Here is a 17,347-nt window from a genome sequence, read left to right on the forward strand (position 1 = left end):
ACGGAGGATCAGTGGGAGACGGCCTTCTCCACACCGACACCGGTGAGCGAACGAACCTCCATCTCCGCCTGCTTGTACCGGTCCTCCTGCTTGCGGCGTCCGACGAAGGTGCCGACGATCCCGAGGACGAACGCGAGCGGGATCGACACGATGCCCGGGTTCGACAACGGGAACCACGAGAAGTCCACGTCCGGGAACATCGCCGACGGGGCACCGGATACCGCCGGGGAGAACACGATGAGGACGAGGCAGCTGATCAGACCACCGTAGATGCTGAACAGGGCGCCGGTCGTGTTGAACTTCCGCCAGAACAGCGAGTACAGCAGCGTCGGCAGGTTCGCCGAAGCGGCGACCGCGAAGGCCAGTGCCACGAGGAAGGCGATGTTCTGTCCCATGGCGAGGATGCCGAGGACGATCGACACCAGACCGATCACGACGACCGTGATCCGCGAGACCCGCACCTGCTCGTCCTCCGTGGCGTTGCCACGCTTGATGACGCTGGCGTAGATGTCGTGAGCGAACGACGCCGAAGCGGTGATGGCCAGGCCGGCGACGACCGCGAGGATCGTTGCGAAGGCGACCGCCGAGATGATCGCGAGGAACAGCGTTCCGCCGAGCTCGAAGGCCAGCAGCGGGGCCGCCGCGTTCTCCTTGCCGGGAGCACCGAGGATCGCGTCGGGGCCGACCATCTTCGCGGCACCGTAACCGAGGACCAGGGTGAACAGGTAGAAGGCGCCGATGAGCGCGATGGCCCAGGTGACCGAGCGACGAGCTTCCTTGGCGGTGGGCACGGTGTAGAAGCGCATCAGCACGTGCGGCAGACCCGCGGTACCGAGGACCAGCGCGAGGCCGAGCGAGAGGAAGTCGATCTGCGACATGTTGCTGATGCCGTACTTGGCACCGGGAGCGAGCACGTCACGCTGCGCGACGGCCTCGTTCGACGAGCTCGACACCATCGCCTGAGCGTCGGCGAGCAGCTGCGAGAAGTTGCCCCGCACCGCGAACAGGACGAGCACGAACATCAGGCCTGCACCGGCGATGAGCAGCACGGCCTTGACCATCTGCACGTAGGTCGTGCCCTTCATGCCGCCGATCAGCACGTACACGATCATGAGCACACCAACGACCGCGACGACGATGGCCTGGCCGACCTTGCCCTCGATGTCGAGCAGCAACGCCACGAGTCCGCCGGCGCCGGCCATCTGCGCGAGCAGGTAGAACAGCGACACCGCGAGAGTCGAGAGCGCCGCCGCCATACGCACGGGGCGTTCCTTGAGCCGGAAACTCAGCACGTCCGCCATCGTGAAGCGGCCCGTGTTGCGGAGCAGCTCGGCGACGAGCAGCAGGGCGACGAGCCATGCCACGAGGAAGCCGATCGAGTACAGGAAGCCGTCGTAACCGTAGACGGCGATCGCACCCGCGATACCGAGGAACGACGCGGCCGACAGATAATCGCCTGCGATGGCGAAACCGTTCTGCGGGCCGGAGAACTGGCCGCCGCCGGTGTAGAAGTCGGAAGCCTTCTTCGTCGTGCGGCTGGCCTTGATGACCAGTGCCATCGTGACGACGACGAACGCGACGAAGATGGCGATATTGAGGATCGGGTTACCGACGTCGGTCCCACCCTGCGCGAGAACGGTCACTGCTGCGGTCCTTCCAGTTCCTCGCGGATCGCGGCGGAACGCGGATCCAGCTCACGACCGGCGAACTTCACGTACACGGCGGTGATCACGAAGGTCGTGACGAACTGGCCCAGACCCAGGATCAACCCGACGTTGATGTTGCCGATGACCTTCGTCGCCATGAACTCGTCCGCATAAGTTGCCAGCAGGACGTACAGGGCGTACCAGGCCAGGAAGAACGCCGTCACCGGAAACACGAAACGGCGCAGGCGGCTGCGCAGTTCCTGGAACTCCGGGCTCTCCTGCATCGTGACGAACTCCTGCGGCGTCGGTATCCGCCGCTGCTGGGGTACGCCACTCTCGCTGAGTGGTGCTGTGGTCACTGCCGACTCCTTGGTAGTCGTGTGAAGTGAGGGTGATCACAACGTTAATGAGACGGCAGTCACACGAACAGAGACCGGAACAGGCGGAACGACGAGGGGAGCGCTCGTGCGACGAGCGGTCGCGTCACCGCGACGAACGGCGCCTCTCCCCGGGTCCCCGCCCCCGGTCGCCGAACGCTCCGAGTTCGCGGTCACGGCCCATGCCGAGCCGCTCGGGCACGTGCATGCGGGAGAACGTCCGGCCCACGTCGCGCGGTATCCGCCGACGCGTCAGCACGCTCACCGCGATCATCGTGACGAACGCCAGCGGCACGCTCAACGCCGCCGGATAGGCGGAGAGCACCGTCGGCCACCCCGCGGCCACCGACGGATCGATCGGCAGCAGCACGGTCGCCAGGGCAGCGCCTCCCGCGACGAGACCACCGACGACCATCCCCGCCGCGGCACCGATCGCGGTGAGGCCACGCCACCAGATCCCCAGGACCAGCAGGGGACACAGCGTCGACGCGGCGATCGCGAAGACCTGTCCCACCGAACGCGACAGGTCGAGCGAGGTCACCGACAGCGCCAGCACGAGCGGCACCACGCCCGCGAGCACCGCGGCGATCCGGAAGTCGCGCACCCGTCCGCGCAGCACGTCCGTGGACAGCACGCCCGCGACACTGACCAGCAACCCGGAGGAGGTCGACAGGAAGGCCGCGATCGCGCCCGAGGCGACGAGGGCCGCGAGCAACTGCCCGCCCCAGCCGGACAGCACCGATCCCGGCAGCAACAGCACCGCGGCGTCCGACCGTCCCGTGATGAGCAACTGCGGGACGTACAGGCGCGCGAACACTCCGAGCAGCGTCGGGAACAGATAGAACAGTCCGAGCAGCCCGATCACGGCGAAGGACGTCACGCGCGCCGCGCGACCGTCCGGGTTCGTGTAGAAGCGCACCAGCACGTGCGGCAGACCCATGGTTCCGAGGAAGGTCGCGAGCATCAGCGAGTAGACCTGGAACAACGGATGTTCGCTGCTCGCTCCCAATCCGGCCCCCGGCGACGCCCAGCTGTCGTTGTCGGTCGGCGCACCGGCCACCACCGGCACCGGAGAACCGGCATCGAGGACGAGTTCGGTGCCGGCCCCGAGGACGTGCTCACCGGGCTCGAGTTCGAAATCACCTGCGACCGATCGGCCGTCGATCTCCCCGGTCACCACGACCGGCAACGGCTCGGCGACCTGCACGACCACGTCGATCGTCACGTCGACGGTCGTGGTCTCCGTGACGGTGGGCGGCACGGGCTCGTCGACGGCCCGGTGGTCGCCGACGAAGTGCAGCGTCAGCACCAGCGCCGGCAACGCGACGGCAGTGAGTTTGAGCCAGTACTGGAATGCCTGCACGAACGTGATCGAGCGCATCCCGCCGCCGACGACGTTGGCCACGACGATCGCGCCGACCACCGCAACACCCACCCAGTCGGGTACTCCCAGAAGGATGTTGAGGGTGAGCCCTGCTCCTTGGAACTGCGGGACCAGATAGAGGATGCAGATGATGGCCACGACCATCATCGACAGGGTGCGCAGCCACTTCTCCCCCAGCCGGAACTCCGCGAAGTCCGGGACGGTGTAGGCACCCGACCGTCGCAGCGGCGCAGCGACGAACAGCAGCAGACCCAGATAGCCCGCCGTGAAACCGACGGGATACCACAGTGCGTCGGCGCCGAACTTCGCGACGAGTCCGGCGACACCGAGGAAGGAGGCTGCGGAGAGATACTCACCGGATATCGCCGCGGCGTTCCAGCGAGGTCCCACACTGCGCGAGGCGACGAGGAAATCCGAGGTGGTGCGCGCCATCCGCACGCCGTACACGCCGATCGCGACGGTGGCGATCGCCGCGGCGACGAGACCGACGACGGTGGCGACGGGAATCGATCCGCTCACGAGGTCGTCAATCGTCGGTGAGGTCGGTGAAATCCTGCTCGTTGCGTTCGGCGAGGCGCAGGTACACCCACGCGATACCGAGCAGGATCGGATAGCCGACCACCCCGAGCAACACCCACGGCAGGCGAATCCCCAGCACCGTCATCTCCGCGAGACCGGGAAAGACGTGGAACAGCACCGGAATCGCGCCGAGCAGACACACCGTGAACAACGCGACCCGAAGGGCGAGCCCGAGCTGCGCACGGACGAGCCCGCGGACCATCGCGTCGCCGACCTCGGTCTGCTGCTGCACCTCGACGCGGGTGCGGACCATGCGCGCCCCGCGCCGCTCGGCGAGAACGACCCTCTGCCGCTGCGGAGGCGAACCACCGGTGGTGCTCATCGCGACGTCCACGACTGCATGGGCCCGCGGATGAGCCGGTCCTTGAGCTCGCGGGTATGCCGGCGGCTGACGGGCAGTTCGACGGGCGGGGAGTTGCTGTCGCCGCGCAGGCATACGACGAGCCCCGAACCGACACTGCGGATACCGGTCACGAGCGGCAGCGCCACCAGATAGGAGCGGTGCACGCGGAGGAAGCCGGCGTCGGCCCAGCGGTTCTCGAGCGTCGATATCGGGATGCGGACCAGGTGCGAACCGGTCGCGGTGTGCAGTCGCGCATAGTCGCCCTCGGCTTCGACCCAGTGGACCGACGAGCGCGGCACGAGCGTGGTCACGCCGCCGAGCTCGACGGGAATCACATCGTCGCCCGGACCGGTATCGGATGTCGCCTGCGCGGTGGGTCGGCTGCGCTCGGCGATCCGCCGGACCGCTTCGGCGAGCCGTTCCTCACGGAGCGGTTTGAGGACGTAGTCGACGGCACCGAGGTCGAATGCCGAGACCGCACGGTCGTCGTGCGCGGTCACGAACACCACGGCCGGGGACACCGCGAAATTGCGGAGAATGCCCGCGAGTTCCAGGCCGTCGAGTCCGGGCATGTTGATGTCGAGGAAGACCGCGTCGATGCCGCCGTCGCGCAGCACGCGCAGAGCGGTCGTCGCGTCTCCCGCGGTGTGCACGACGCCGATCTCCTCCTGCGCGCGCAGCAGGTAGGCCAGCTCGTCGAGGGCCGGCGGTTCGTCGTCGACCGCCAGCACGGTCAGGTTGTCTGTGATCTCGTTCACGGCGAATCCATCGTGCCATGTCGGGTGTTCCTCACGGCCGGATACCCGCCCGGAACTTCGGCACGCGCATGCTGACCCGGGTGCCGGCACCGGGCGCGGTCTCGATGACGAGGCCGTAATCGTTGCCGAAGGCGGCACGCAACCGGTCGTCGACGTTGGCGAGACCCACGTGCGCCGACTCCCGGACACCACTGCCGTGCTCGCTCTCGGCGATCGCGTCGAGCGTCCCCGACCGCAGCAGTTCCGGATCCATGCCGATGCCGTCGTCCTCGACGCTGATGACGCAGTCGGTGCCTTCGTCGGCCGCGGTGATGATGATCGTCCCCGTGCGGGTGTCCTTGCCCGCGATCCCGTGCCGCACGGCGTTCTCGACGAGCGGCTGCAGAGCGAGGAAGGGCAGCGTCACGTTGAGCACCTCGGGCGCGATCTGCAGACGCACCTCGAGGGCATTGCCGAAGCGGGCGCGTTCGAGCGTCAGATACCGGTCGATGTTGCGCAGCTCGTCGGCGAGCAGGGTGTACTCACCCGCCGCGCGGAACGAGTACCGGGTGAAGTCGGCGAAATCCAGCAACAGTTCGCGGGCCCGATCGGGATCGGTGCGGACGAACGATGCCACCGTGTTGAGCGCGTTGTAGATGAAGTGCGGACTGATCTGGGCGCGCAGCGCACGGACCTCGGCGCGGTCGAGCCGGGCGCGGGAGGCGTCGAGTTCGGCCAGTTCGATCTGACTGCACGCATAACGCGCCACCTCGGTGATCGCGCCGAGCAGCGCCGGGCCGGGTTCGACGGTCGTCACGACTCCGAGCACCCCCGCGACACCCACGTCCTCCACGACGAGCGGTTGCGCGATCAGTGCGCGGGCCGCGAGATCGCCGTGGGTCCGGCGGAGATCGTGGTGACCGACGAGGACACGTCGCTTGTCGGCTGCGGCACGAGCGGCGGCGGCGAGCATCTCGTCCGTCAGTTCCTCGAACGGGCCGTCCCATGCGAGCAGTGCACCGTTCTCGTCCAGCAGTGCCACGGCGCGGGCTTCGGCCAGCAGCATCCGCAGGTGCGGAGCCGCTTCCTTCGCCGACGACGCGTCGAGTCCGGCCCGGAGCGGACGAGCCGCGAGGGACGCCGTGTGCAGCGTCGCGTGGACCGCGCGTTCGGCGGGTGTGGTGACCACTCGCCGGGTCCACAGCACCACCGAGATCACGACCAGCACCAGGAGCAGCACTGCCACTGCGAGCTCGATCGCGATCATGCGCTCACGTTACGTCGGATCGATCGGTCGATCAGGGAACGCGCGGTCGGTGTTCTCCACCGCCGAGCGGTCGGTGTTCTCCAACCGCCGAGCGGTCAGTGTTCTCCACCGAGACGACCGGACAGCCGACGCAACCGGTCCAGGCTCGCGCCGTCGAGCCCGACGATCGTGACCGTCTTCCCCTTGGCCGCGTACTTGTGCTGGATCGCGTCGAGCGTGGCCACGGTGGAGGCATCCCAGATGTCGGCGTCGGTGAGGTCGATGACGACCTTCTCCGGGTCGCCGATGTAATCGAATTGGTGGACGAGGTCGTTGCTCGACGCCCAGAACAGTTCACCGGTCACCCGGTAGGTGCGCGTGTCCGTTCCCCCGTCCCCGTCGGTGTCGACGTCGGCGATCTTCTCGACGGTGGTCATGTGCGCGACGCGGCGGGCGAACAGCACCATCGCGGTGAGCACTCCGAGCGACACTCCGATCGCGAGGTTGCCGGTGCTCACCGTGGCCACGACGGTGACGACCATGACGACGGTCTCGCTGAGCGGCATCAGCCGCAGCGTCCGCGGGTGCACGCTGTGCCAGTCGATCGTTGCGACCGACACCATGATCATCACGGCGACGAGGGCGGCCATCGGGACGAGCCCGACGATGTCACCGAGCGCGACCACGAGGATCAGCAGGAACACACCGGCTGCCAGGGTGGACAGACGGGTTCGTGCCCCGGAGACCTTGACGTTCATCATGGTCTGGCCGACGACGGCACAACCGCCCATGCCACCGAAGAATCCGGTCACGATGTTGGCGAGGCCCTGACCCCAGCCTTCGCGGGTCTTGTCCGAACGGGTGTCGGTGATGTCGTCGACGAGCTTGGCCGTCATCAGCGATTCCATGAGTCCGACGAGAGCCATGGCGAGCGCGTACGGCGCGAGGATGCGGAAGGTCTCGACGGTCAGTGGCACATCCGGGAAGAAGAGCGAAGGAAGGCTCTCCGGCAGTTCACCTTGGTCCGCGACATCCGGCACGTTCAGCGAGAAGGCCACCGTCACGACGGTGAGGAGCACGATCGTGACGAGTGGAGCCGGCACGGCCTCGGTGATCCGCGGGAGGAACACGAGCACGAGCAGTCCTACCGCCACCAGCGGATAGACGATCCACGGCACGTCCACGAGGTGAGGAATCTGCGCGACGAAGACGAGGATCGCGAGCGAGTTGACGAAGCCGACCATGACGCTGCGCGGCACGAACCGCATGAGCTTGGCGACGCCGAGGAAGCTGAGCAGCACCTGGAAGATGCCGCCGAGGATCACCGTCGCGATGAGATGGTCCACGCCGTACTGTTCGGACACCGGGGCGATCACGAGCGCCACCGCGGCGGTCGCCGCCGAGATCATCGCGGGCCGTCCCCCGACGATCGCGATGGTGATCGCCATGGTCACCGAGGCGAACAGGCCCACCCGGGGATCGACACCCGCGATCACGGAGAACGCGATCGCTTCCGGGATCAGGGCGAGCGCCACGACCAGACCGGCCAGGAGTTCGGTCTTCAGCCGAGCAGGCGACCGGAGAGCGAAGCGGACGGAGACGTCGGTGCGGGGATCGTGCGGCACCTGTTCCGGGCCGTGCGGGGTGTTCACTTGCGGAAAGTCTACCGTTGCGCGCTGTCGTCCCGACGGCGGCGACGGATCCGCTCCTCCACGGCCGCCTCGTCGACATCGAGACTCTCCAGCACGTCGCGGAGGATCTCGTCGTCGAGTTCCCCGCGATCACGTGCGTCGATGAGAGCCTGTCGTCGCGCCCGCAGGGACGCTCGCCGGATGTCGTCGAACAGTGCGGCAAGTCGTGCTCCCGCGTCCTCCGCCGCATCCTCGACGGTCTCTGCCTCCTGCCGCGAGTGGAGCGACTTACGCGCCCTGGACAGCAGCTTGTCGTAGATCTCCGGATCCACACCGTCAGGCGGATACGCAGCGAGCTCGCCGAGCACACGGTCGCTGGATTCCGCCGAGATCCTGCGGGCCACCGCCAACTGTTCCTCGGTCCGCAGCCGCTCGTACGGGTCGGTGACGTCGAGTCTGCGGATGAGCCACGGCATGGTCGCTCCCTGGATGAGCAGTGTGCCGATGGCGACGACCAGCGCGGAGATCTGGATCATCTCGCGACCGGGGAAGTCGGCGCCCGACGCGATCACCACGGGCACCCCGCCGGCGGCCGCGAGGGTGACGACTCCGCGCATGCCCGCCCAGGACACCACGACGTGTTCCCGGAAGTTCAGCTGGTCGCGGCCGAGGCGTTCGGATCCGGCGCGGCGCACGAGTGCGCGCCGCCCCCAGTGCAGCAGACCCCACGCGGGTCGCACGAACATGACGACGAGCAGGATCACCACCGCGCCCAGCAACGCGACATGCAGGTCGGTACCGCTGTCGCGGACGTCGTCGAGGACGAACCGGAATTGCAGACCCATGTAGGCGAAGACGAAGGTCTTGAGCACCACGTCGACGCTCTTCCACACCGCGCGTTCCTGCAGCCGCGTGCTCACCGAGACCTCGGTGGCGCGGTGCCCGAGGAACAGTCCGGCGGCGACGACGGCGAGCACTCCCGAGGCGTGGATCTCCTCGGCGGCGAGGTAGGCCGCGAACGGCAGGACCAGTCCCAGGACGGTCTCGAGCGGCGAGTCGTACATCCGGGCACGGATCAGGTGGACGATGTACGCGAGCACCAGGCCGACGGCGACCCCACCCGCGACCTCGTAGAGGAAGAACAGGACCGGCGAATCGGCGAGGATGTGCGTGCCCGTGACGGCCGAGATCGCGACGGTGAACAGGGTCAGGGCGGTGGCGTCGTTGACCAGGCCTTCCCCGGTCAGCACCGCGATGACCCGTTTCGGCAGTCCGAGTCGCTGACCCACGGCGACGGCGCTGACCGCGTCGGTCGGTGCGACGACCGCGCCGAGAGCGAGCGCCGCACCGAAGGTCAGCGCCGTCATCATCGCGGACGCCGTCCACGCTACGACGAACGCCGTGACGAGCACCGTGTAGATCCCGAGCCGCAGTATCGACGGCAGGTACTGCCGGAAGGTGGGAACCGAGAACCTCAGGGCCGACGAATACAGCAGCGGCGGCAGGACGACCCCGAGAATGATCTCCGGATCCAGTTCGAGCCTGGGCAGGCCCGGCACGAACGACACCAGCGCTCCGACGGCGACGAGCACGAGCGGAGCCTGGAGGTCGCGTCGCGACGCGACGGTGGTCACCGCGATTCCGGCGATGACGACCAGCAGGATCCAGGCGCCGTTCATCGAGGTATCACCGTGCCAGGCGTCCGGTTCACGGTGTGATCGTGGCACAGGAGCCGCTCGCCCGGAGGAACCTGCAGACCGTTTGTACCGACCCGGCCGGGGTATGTAACCGAGCGACCGCCGTGTACCCGGCCCAGCGAGGAGTGCGTGTGATCCCAGCCCGCGACGACCACGGCTATGCGGACCTGCGCACCTATGCAGCACTGGGCGACGGCGACACGGTCGCCCTCGTCGCCGAGGACGGTTCGGTGGACTGGTATCCGGTACCGCACCTCGACTCCCATCCGGTCTTCGCACGACTGCTCGACGCACCGGCGGGCGGTTCCGTCGAGTTGTGTCCCGTCGAGGAGTTCACCGTCGAACGCGCATACGTGCCGGGGACGAATGTGCTGAGCACCGTGTTCACCACGGCACGGGGTCGGGTCCGGGTCACCGACTCGATCGACACGGGTGTCGCCGGACGGTTGCCCTGGGGCGAATTCGCCCGGCGTGTCGAGGGCCTGGACGGCGAGGTCGCGATGCGCTGGACCGTCACTCCGGGAACGGGACTCGGCCGGTACCAGCCCTGGTGCGACCGGACCGAACACGGTCCTGTCCTGCGGGTCGGGACGGTGAGCATCGGGGTGCGCACGTCCGGCACGGGCGATCCGGAGGTCGAGCACCGCTCGATCGGCGGACGTTTCGTCGCCTCGGCTGGATCCCGGCACCTGATCGCCGTGCTGACGACGGAGAACGAGCCCTTACCGTTGCCCGACGCCGACGTGATCGACGCCAACATCGACCGCACCGTCGATCGCTGGAAGCAGTGGTCGTCGCTTCTGAAGTACGACGGTCCGTGGGCCGACGCGGTGGTCCGGAGCGCGCTCGCGCTGAAACTGCTGCAGAACCGATCGGGTGCCATCGCCGCAGCGGCGACGACGTCCGTTCCGGAGAGCCCGGACGGCGAGAAGAACTGGGACTACCGTTTCGCATGGGTGCGCGACGCCGCCTACACCCTGCACGCGCTGATCCGTCTCGGTGATCGCGAGGAGGTGCACGCCGCGATGAGCTGGTTGCTCCGCGTGGTGCGCGATCAGGGCGCCGACGCGGAGGTGTTCACCCGGCTCGACGGCGGTGAGCCCGACGACGCACGCCGGCTGGAGGTTCCCGGCTGGCGCGGCATCGGCCCGGTGGTCGAGGGCAACAGGGCGGCAGGCCAACTGCAGCTCGGTATCTACGGCGACCTGTTCGAGATCGTGACCCTCTACAGCAGTGAGGGTTACGTGCTCGACATCGCGACCGCGCGTCTGCTCGCGCGCATCGCCGACCACACCTGCGATGTCTGGCAACAAGCCGATCACGGCATCTGGGAGCTGCTCGAACGCGAGCACTACACGAATTCGAAGATGAGTTGCTGGCACGCGCTCGACCGCGCCGTCCACCTCGCCGAGGTCGGTCAGATCCCGGGAACGGCGGATCGCTGGCGCCGCGAACGCGATCTCATCCGTGAATGGATCGAGGAGAACTGCTGGTCGGACGAAATAGGTTGCTACACCGCCTATCCCGGCACCGACCGGTTGGATGCCTCCGTATTGCTCGGAGCCGTGGGCGGATACGATCGGGGTCCGCGCATGCGGGCCACCTGCGATGCGTTGCGACGGGAACTGGGTTGCGGACCGCTGCTCTACCGGTTCAGCGGTGCCGACAAGGAGGAGGGGACGTTCGTCGCCTGCGCGTTCTGGATGGTCGCGGCCCTGGCCGAGACCGGGCAGACCGACGACGCCACCGAACTGATGGGCGAACTCGTGCCGCTCGCCAACGACGTGGGCCTGTACTCGGAGATGATTGCCGAGGACGGGACCTTTCTCGGCAATCTCCCCCAGGGGTTGAGCCACCTGGCGCTCATGACGGCTGCGCTGACACTCATCGAGAAGTACTGATCGCCGATCGACCGGAGGAGCGGACAGCTATGACGTTGATAGGTTTTCACGCCTCACACGAGCAGGCGTCCCCATCACGGTTGCTCGAGGACGTCCGGCTCGCGGAAGCGGCCGGTTTCCGCGCGGCCATGTGCTCGGACCACATCGAACCGTGGTCGCACCGGCAGGGACACTCGGGTTTCGCGTGGTCGTGGCTCGGTGCGGCCCTGGCCACCACCGAACTGCGCTTCGGCGTCGTCACCGCGACGGGTTTCCGCTACCACCCCGTCGTCACCGCTCAGGCCACCGCGACTCTGGCATCGATGTTCCCACAACGCTTCTGGTTCGCGCTCGGCAGCGGTGAGCATTGCAACGAACGCATGTCCGGGGCTCCTTGGCCAACCAAGGAAGAGCGTCAACAGATCCTGGGCGAGAACCTCGGCATCGTGCGGCACCTGCACGCGGGTGAGATCGTCGACCACGACGGCGCCATGAAGGTCGATCGCGGACGTGTCTGGGACCGGCCGCCGGTCCCTCCCGAAATATTGCTCCCCGCACTGACTCCCGAGACAGCCGGCCGATTCGCCGACCGGGTCGATGGGCTCATCACCGTGAACGCCCCACTCGACGATCTGCGCCGCATCCTCGATGCCTACCGCGACGGCGGTGGAACCGGGCGGACCGTGCTGCAAGTCCATCTGAGTTGGGCGAGCACCCGGGAGCGCGCCCAGGAGATCGCGCGTGAGCAGTGGGCGACCAACGCCCTACCGCCGGAACTGATGGCCGATCTCGCGACACCCGAGGAATTCGAGTCGCACGCAGCCGAAGTCGGCGACCACGACCTCCACAACTCCGTCGTGGTCTCCGACGATCCCGCCGAACACGTCGACCGCCTGTGCGAATTCGCCGAACTGGGATTCGACGAGATCTATCTGCATCATGTCGGCCCGGATCAGCGTCCGTTCATCGACACCTTCGGCGACGCGGTGCTGCCGCACCTGTCGTGATCAGCACCGTGTCGGCGACGGATCAGGGCTGACGCGGACCCGGCTGCGCCTCGGGCCCGGGGCCGCCCTCGGGACCCGGCTGCCCGCCCGGCTCCGGCTGCGCTCCCGGAGCGGGATTACCGGTGGTACCCAGATGTTTGCGGGCTGCGTCCTGCGCCTTGTCGACGTGCTGGGCGTACTTCCCGCCGGTACGTCCGTCGACCTGATCGCCGGCCTTCTCGATGAAACCGTCGGCCTTGTCGGGGTTCTTCTCGGCGTAGTCCTTGCCCTTGTTCACAAGGCCCTTGAGCGAATCCATGAAACCCATAGCGCGGTCCTTCCCTCGTGCAGATTGCCGTGGGGTCCGGGCACACCGAACCATGTGCTTCGAGTCAGTGTACGCCCGGGAGCAGATCGTCGGGGGCCGCGAACAGGCGCCGGTGCTCACCGTGCAGACGTCCCGACACCCACCACAGGATCTCGACGAGGACGACTCCGATCAGACCACAGGTCACCGCGATCGTCGTGTACGCGACGTTCGACGGATCGAGCGCGAAGAACTCTCGTGTGAACGGCACGGAGAACAGGATCACGTACCCGAGTACCGAACCGGCGAGCAAGGCGATCTTCCACCACTGGTACGGGCGGGCTACCACGGCGAGCACCCACAGCGCGATGATGAGCAACGTGATCAGGGCCGACGTGCCGGCTTGGATCTTCTGCTGCTCGGTCTGCTCGGGGCCGCCGTAGACGAGCACGTAACAGACGAAGGTCGCTACACCCACGACGACACCGGACGGGATCGCCAGTCGCATCACGCGGGAGACGAAGCCCGAGCGTGCCCGCTCGTTGTTCGGGGCCAGCGACAGCAGGAAGGCGGGGATGCCGATGGTGAACCACGCCGCGATGGTCACGTGCCGGGGCAGGAACGGATAGGGCAACGGCTCGAAGTCGAATATCTGCGACAGCACGCCGGACATGCCCACCAGGAAGGCGAGCAGCACCGAGTACACGGTCTTGGTGAGGAACAGGTTGGAGACGCGTTCGATGTTGCCGATCACCCGGCGGCCCTCGGCCACCACGTAGGGCAGCGTCGCGAACTTGTTGTCGAGAAGGACGATCTGTGCGACCGCGCGGGTCGCGGGGCTGCCCGATCCCATCGCGACTCCGATGTCGGCGTCCTTGAGGGCGAGGACGTCGTTGACGCCGTCGCCGGTCATCGCGACGGTGTGGCCGCGCGACTGCAGGGCGCCGACCATGGCGCGCTTCTGATCGGGACGGACCCGGCCGAAGGTCGTCGATCCTTCGACGACGTCGGCAAGGTCGTTCTCGGCCTCCGGCAGGGAACGCGCGTCGATGGGAGACGTGCTCCCCTGCAGGCCGAGCGACGAGGCGACCGCGCCGACGGCGATCGCGTTGTCGCCGGAGATGACCTTGACGTCGACCTGCTGGCCGGCGAAGTATTCGAGGGTCGGCTTCGCGTCCGGACGCACCCGCTGTTCGAGGACGACGAGCGCCGTGGGCGTGACCGTGCCGGGCGCGAGCGCGTCGTCGACCGGGCGGTCGCTGCGCGCGAGCAGCAGCACTCGCAGGCCGCTCGAACCGAGTTCCTCGGCTCGGCGCGCCGCCTCCGTGCCGGGGTCGAGCAGCACGTCGGGCGCGCCGAGGAGCCAGTTGCCGTGGGCACCGTACGACTGGCCGCTCCATTTCTTCGCCGACGAGAACGGTGCGACGGCCGTCGGTTCGCCCCAGCCGGGGGCGGTGGGGAACGCCTCGGTGATCGCGAGGACGCTGGCGTTGGGACGCGGATCGTCGGCCGCGAGCGCGGCCAGAGCGGCGCGGGCCTCGTCGAGGTCGCTCCCGTCGACGGCTTCGACGTCGGCCAGGCGCATGCCGTTCTCGGTGAGCGTGCCGGTCTTGTCGGCACACACCACATCGACACGCGCGAGCCCTTCGATCGCCGGCAGTTCCTGCACGAGGCACTGACGACGCCCGAGGCGGATGACACCCACCGCGAATGCGATGGAGGTCATGAGTACGAGGCCCTCGGGCACCATCGGCACGAGGGCGGCGACCATGCCGCTCAGCGCGGGGCCGAGCGATTCGCCGCTGGAGAAGAGCTGGTTGTAGATGATGAGCAGACCCGCGGGAATCATCAGATAGGTGATGAAGCGCAGGATCTTGTTGATGCCCGCGTTCAGCTCCGACTTGACGAGGGTGAACTTGCTCGCCTCTTCCGCGAGTCGCGCCGCGTAGGCGTCGCGGCCGACCTTCGTCGCGCGATAGGAGCCGGATCCGGAGGCGACGAAGCTGCCCGACATCACCGTCGATCCGGGCACCTTGTGCACGGCGTCCGACTCACCCGTCAGCAGCGACTCGTCCAGCTCGAGCCCCTGGGCCTCGACCACCTCCCCGTCGACGACCAGCTGGTCGCCGGGGCCGAGTTCGATGATGTCGTCGAGCACCACCTCGCGCGGGACGACCGGCGCTGCGGTGCCGCCACGGCGCACGACGGGCTTCGTCTGGCTGACGATGGCCAGTTTGTCGAGGGTGCGCTTGGCGCGGACCTCCTGGATGATGCCGATCCCGCTGTTCGCGACTATCAGCAGGCCGAACATGCCGTCGATGATCGAACCGGTGGCCAGCACGATCAGCAGCAGCACCCCGAGGATCGCGTTGATCCGGGTGAACACATTGGCCCGGACGATGTCCTTGACCGATCGGGACGCGCGGTCGGGAACGTCGTTGGTGAGGCCACGCGCCACACGCTCGGCGACCTGCTCGGTGGACAGCCCGGTGGCTGCATGGTCGGGTGCGAGCACAGGTGCCGCGTCCGTTCCTACCACCGTCGTGGGCTCTTCTACTGCCATGACGAACCAGATTAGGGTACGAAAGCGAACAACCTGCGTCGTGGCGGGTGGATCAGCTCGACGCGAGCCACCACGGATCGGCCGCGACGGGCTTCGAGGCGTCGACCCGCTGACCCGGCATCGGCACCGCGGTGGTCACCTCCGACTCCTTCGCGGCGGGCAGCAGCCGGGCGATCGGCTCCGACCAGGCGTGGAAGGCGAGATCGAAGGTTCCCCAATGCACGGGTACGAGCAGACTGTCGCGCCGGTCGACACCCCCGAGGTCGAGATGCGTGCGCACCGCCTCCTCCGGATTCATGTGCACGTCGGGCCAGCGCTTGTCGTAGGCGCCGACGGGCAGCAATGTGAGGTCGAACGGGCCGTAGGCCTCGCCGACGTCCGCGAACCGCGGGGTGTACCCGCTGTCGCCGCCGAAGAACACCCGACGCGCCGGGCCGGTGAACACCCACGACGACCACAACGTGATGTTGCGCTGGAGCCCGCGCCCGGAGAAGTGCCGCGCCTCTGTGCACGTGATGCGCAGGCCGTCCACCTCGACGTGCTCGTCCCAGTCGAGCTCGACGATGCGGTCCTCGGCGATCCGCCATCTGCGCAGGTGCGCGCCCACACCGAGCGGCACGACGAAACGGGCGGTCGGCTGCAGCACGGCGAGGCTCTCGACCGTGAACCTGTCGAGATGGTCGTAGTGGTCGTGCGAGATCACCACCGCGTCGAGGCGCGGCAGGCTCTGCAACTCGGCCGGCACCGGGTGCAGCCGCGCCGGGCCGACGGCCGGTGACGGCGAGACCCGCTCGCTCCACACCGGGTCGCACAGCACCCGGTAACCGTCGACCTCCACGAGGGCGGTCGAGTGCCCGAACCACGTCACGGCGAGCTCCGCCGCGGCGACCGGCGCGAGAAAGGCCGACAACGGCACCTCGGTGCGCGGTTTACCCCGCGATCCGCGCGTGAGCAGGTCCTTCGCGAAGCCGCCCGCCGCCTCGGGACCGAGCACGGACGCCGGGTCGGTGTTGTGGAAACGACCGCCCCGGTAGCGGGGCGACGCGGCGGCGTAGGGGCGGATGTCGGAGACCGAGGCGCCGAGGGAACCGGGCAGGCCGTTCACGGCGCGCGCGACCCACAGCGTGCCCGCGCCCGCGAGCGCGGCGGAGACCGCAGACCGGATGTTCATCGTCCGCGGAAGATCGGGTCGCGGCGCTCGGCACGAGCGAGCCGGGCTTCCTGGACGTCCTCGCTGAGCCACGCTGCGGCGAGCGCGGCGGTCTGCTCGGGTGTGGCCTCGTCGCGGGTGCCGTCGTCGTTGAGGAACAACTTCATCGCGTGCAACGACAGTGGCGCGAGTTTCGCGATCTCGCGCGCCCAGGCCCGAGCGTCGGCGAGGTCGCCGATGCGATTGGCGAGTCCGCGCGCGAGGGCTTCCTCGGCGTGGACGGGCTCGGCGGCGAGGAAGACGGAACGTGCCGGACCGCCGCCGAGGAGCGAGGCGAGCCGCCGGACCGTCCAGCGATCCACCGAGATGCCCAATCGTGCAGCGGGTACCGCGAAACGTCCGGTGGGTGCCACGACCCGGAGGTCCGCGGCCAGCGCCAGCTGGGTGCCGGCGCCGATGGCCGGGCCGTTGACGGCCGCGATCACCGGGATCGGGGCTTCCACGATGGTGCGCAGCATCTCGGCGAGGCTGTCGGTGAATCCTTCGGCGTAGACGTCGCCGGAAAGGTCGGCACCGGCACAGAAGCTCGTGCCCCGTCCGGTGATCACCATGACCCGCGCGTCGTCGGCCACGGCCTTCTCCACCGCTTCGCGGATCTCCACGCACAACTGCGTGTTGAGCGCGTTCCTGCGCTCCTCGCGTTGCAGTTCCACGGTCACGACGTCGCCGTCGCGGCTGATCCCGATCATGTGCGGTCCCCATCCCTTCGTCACCGGACACCCCGCATCATTCCACCAGCGACGGGCGGCATGTCATGAAGA

General features: G+C 68.1%; 14 protein-coding genes. 2 read left to right on the forward strand and 12 right to left on the reverse strand.

Annotated elements, in window-relative coordinates; all coding sequences use genetic code 11:
• Positions 1 to 8 precede the first annotated feature (8 nt).
• The 8 genes from GON09_RS13140 to GON09_RS13175 all read right to left on the reverse strand — a co-directional run bounded on the left by GON09_RS13140 (position 9) and on the right by GON09_RS13175 (position 9,622).
• Positions 9 to 1,643 carry a solute symporter family protein gene (locus GON09_RS13140; protein ID WP_213932162.1) on the reverse strand — a complete coding sequence of 545 codons (1,635 nt, stop codon included), beginning with the start codon at positions 1,641 to 1,643 and terminating at the stop codon, positions 9 to 11.
• Entirely contained in the window at positions 1,640 to 2,005 is a 366-nt protein-coding gene (locus tag GON09_RS13145) for a DUF485 domain-containing protein (RefSeq protein WP_019289889.1), read from the reverse strand. The genes GON09_RS13140 and GON09_RS13145 overlap by 4 nt, the downstream gene beginning before the upstream one ends.
• Positions 2,006 to 2,129: 124 nt before the next feature.
• On the reverse strand, positions 2,130 to 3,926 hold the full coding sequence (locus tag GON09_RS13150) for a sodium/solute symporter (protein ID WP_213932163.1): 1,797 nt from the start codon (positions 3,924 to 3,926) through the stop codon (positions 2,130 to 2,132).
• A 7-nt stretch (positions 3,927 to 3,933) separates the two neighbouring features.
• Positions 3,934 to 4,308 carry a hypothetical protein gene (locus tag GON09_RS13155; RefSeq protein WP_213932164.1) on the reverse strand — a complete coding sequence of 125 codons (375 nt, stop codon included), beginning with the start codon at positions 4,306 to 4,308 and terminating at the stop codon, positions 3,934 to 3,936.
• Complete coding sequence (locus tag GON09_RS13160; RefSeq protein ID WP_213932165.1) at positions 4,305 to 5,087, reverse strand: LytR/AlgR family response regulator transcription factor; 783 nt, start codon at positions 5,085 to 5,087, stop codon at positions 4,305 to 4,307. Before GON09_RS13160 ends, GON09_RS13155 begins: the two co-directional genes overlap by 4 nt.
• Positions 5,088 to 5,118: 31 nt before the next feature.
• A complete protein-coding gene (locus GON09_RS13165) occupies positions 5,119 to 6,333 on the reverse strand; it encodes a sensor histidine kinase (RefSeq protein ID WP_213932166.1) in 1,215 nt (404 codons plus the stop codon).
• 95 nt (positions 6,334 to 6,428) lie between these two features.
• Positions 6,429 to 7,964, reverse strand: coding sequence for a SulP family inorganic anion transporter (locus tag GON09_RS13170; protein ID WP_213932167.1), 1,536 nt, complete (start codon positions 7,962 to 7,964; stop codon positions 6,429 to 6,431).
• 11 nt (positions 7,965 to 7,975) lie between these two features.
• Positions 7,976 to 9,622: a Na+/H+ antiporter gene (locus GON09_RS13175; RefSeq protein WP_213932168.1), complete on the reverse strand. Its 1,647-nt coding sequence runs from the start codon at positions 9,620 to 9,622 to the stop codon at positions 7,976 to 7,978.
• A gap of 149 nt (positions 9,623 to 9,771) precedes the next feature.
• Here GON09_RS13175 and GON09_RS13180 point away from each other — a divergent pair, with 149 nt between their 5' ends.
• Together GON09_RS13180 and GON09_RS13185 are read left to right on the forward strand one after the other, a co-directional pair.
• Positions 9,772 to 11,541, forward strand: coding sequence for a glycoside hydrolase family 15 protein (locus GON09_RS13180; RefSeq protein ID WP_307854366.1), 1,770 nt, complete (start codon positions 9,772 to 9,774; stop codon positions 11,539 to 11,541).
• Positions 11,542 to 11,570: 29 nt separating this feature from the next.
• Positions 11,571 to 12,527 (forward strand): TIGR03885 family FMN-dependent LLM class oxidoreductase, encoded by a 957-nt coding sequence (locus GON09_RS13185; RefSeq protein ID WP_213932170.1) that lies wholly within the window; start codon positions 11,571 to 11,573, stop codon positions 12,525 to 12,527.
• Positions 12,528 to 12,549: 22 nt separating this feature from the next.
• Here GON09_RS13185 and GON09_RS13190 read toward each other — a convergent pair whose 3' ends face one another.
• From GON09_RS13190 to GON09_RS13205, 4 genes are all read right to left on the reverse strand, one after another.
• Positions 12,550 to 12,834: an antitoxin gene (locus GON09_RS13190; RefSeq protein ID WP_060652029.1), complete on the reverse strand. Its 285-nt coding sequence runs from the start codon at positions 12,832 to 12,834 to the stop codon at positions 12,550 to 12,552.
• Between the two features lie 64 nt (positions 12,835 to 12,898).
• A complete protein-coding gene (locus GON09_RS13195; protein ID WP_213932171.1) occupies positions 12,899 to 15,376 on the reverse strand; it encodes an HAD-IC family P-type ATPase in 2,478 nt (825 codons plus the stop codon).
• Positions 15,377 to 15,428: 52 nt separating this feature from the next.
• Positions 15,429 to 16,547 carry an MBL fold metallo-hydrolase gene (locus GON09_RS13200; protein WP_213932172.1) on the reverse strand — a complete coding sequence of 373 codons (1,119 nt, stop codon included), beginning with the start codon at positions 16,545 to 16,547 and terminating at the stop codon, positions 15,429 to 15,431.
• Entirely contained in the window at positions 16,544 to 17,275 is a 732-nt protein-coding gene (locus tag GON09_RS13205; RefSeq protein ID WP_213932173.1) for an enoyl-CoA hydratase, read from the reverse strand. The genes GON09_RS13200 and GON09_RS13205 overlap by 4 nt, the downstream gene beginning before the upstream one ends.
• Between the last annotated feature and the right edge of the window lie 72 nt (positions 17,276 to 17,347).

This window comes from Rhodococcus sp. B50, from assembly GCF_013602415.1.
Lineage (GTDB): Bacteria > Actinomycetota > Actinomycetes > Mycobacteriales > Mycobacteriaceae > Rhodococcus.

Bases quoted from the DNA above. Each gene is read 5' to 3' on its own strand.
- GON09_RS13175 (WP_213932168.1), bottom strand. From the start codon at position 9,622: ATGAACGGCGCCTGGATCCTGCTGGTCGTCATCGCCGGAATCGCGGTG.
- GON09_RS13205 (WP_213932173.1), bottom strand. From the start codon at position 17,275: ATGATCGGGATCAGCCGCGACGGCGACGTCGTGACCGTGGAACTGCAA.
- GON09_RS13195 (WP_213932171.1), bottom strand. From the start codon at position 15,376: ATGGCAGTAGAAGAGCCCACGACGGTGGTAGGAACGGACGCGGCACCT.
- GON09_RS13165 (WP_213932166.1), bottom strand. From the start codon at position 6,333: ATGATCGCGATCGAGCTCGCAGTGGCAGTGCTGCTCCTGGTGCTGGTC.
- GON09_RS13200 (WP_213932172.1), bottom strand. From the start codon at position 16,547: ATGAACATCCGGTCTGCGGTCTCCGCCGCGCTCGCGGGCGCGGGCACG.
- GON09_RS13155 (WP_213932164.1), bottom strand. From the start codon at position 4,308: ATGAGCACCACCGGTGGTTCGCCTCCGCAGCGGCAGAGGGTCGTTCTC.
- GON09_RS13185 (WP_213932170.1), top strand. From the start codon at position 11,571: ATGACGTTGATAGGTTTTCACGCCTCACACGAGCAGGCGTCCCCATCA.
- GON09_RS13190 (WP_060652029.1), bottom strand. From the start codon at position 12,834: ATGGGTTTCATGGATTCGCTCAAGGGCCTTGTGAACAAGGGCAAGGAC.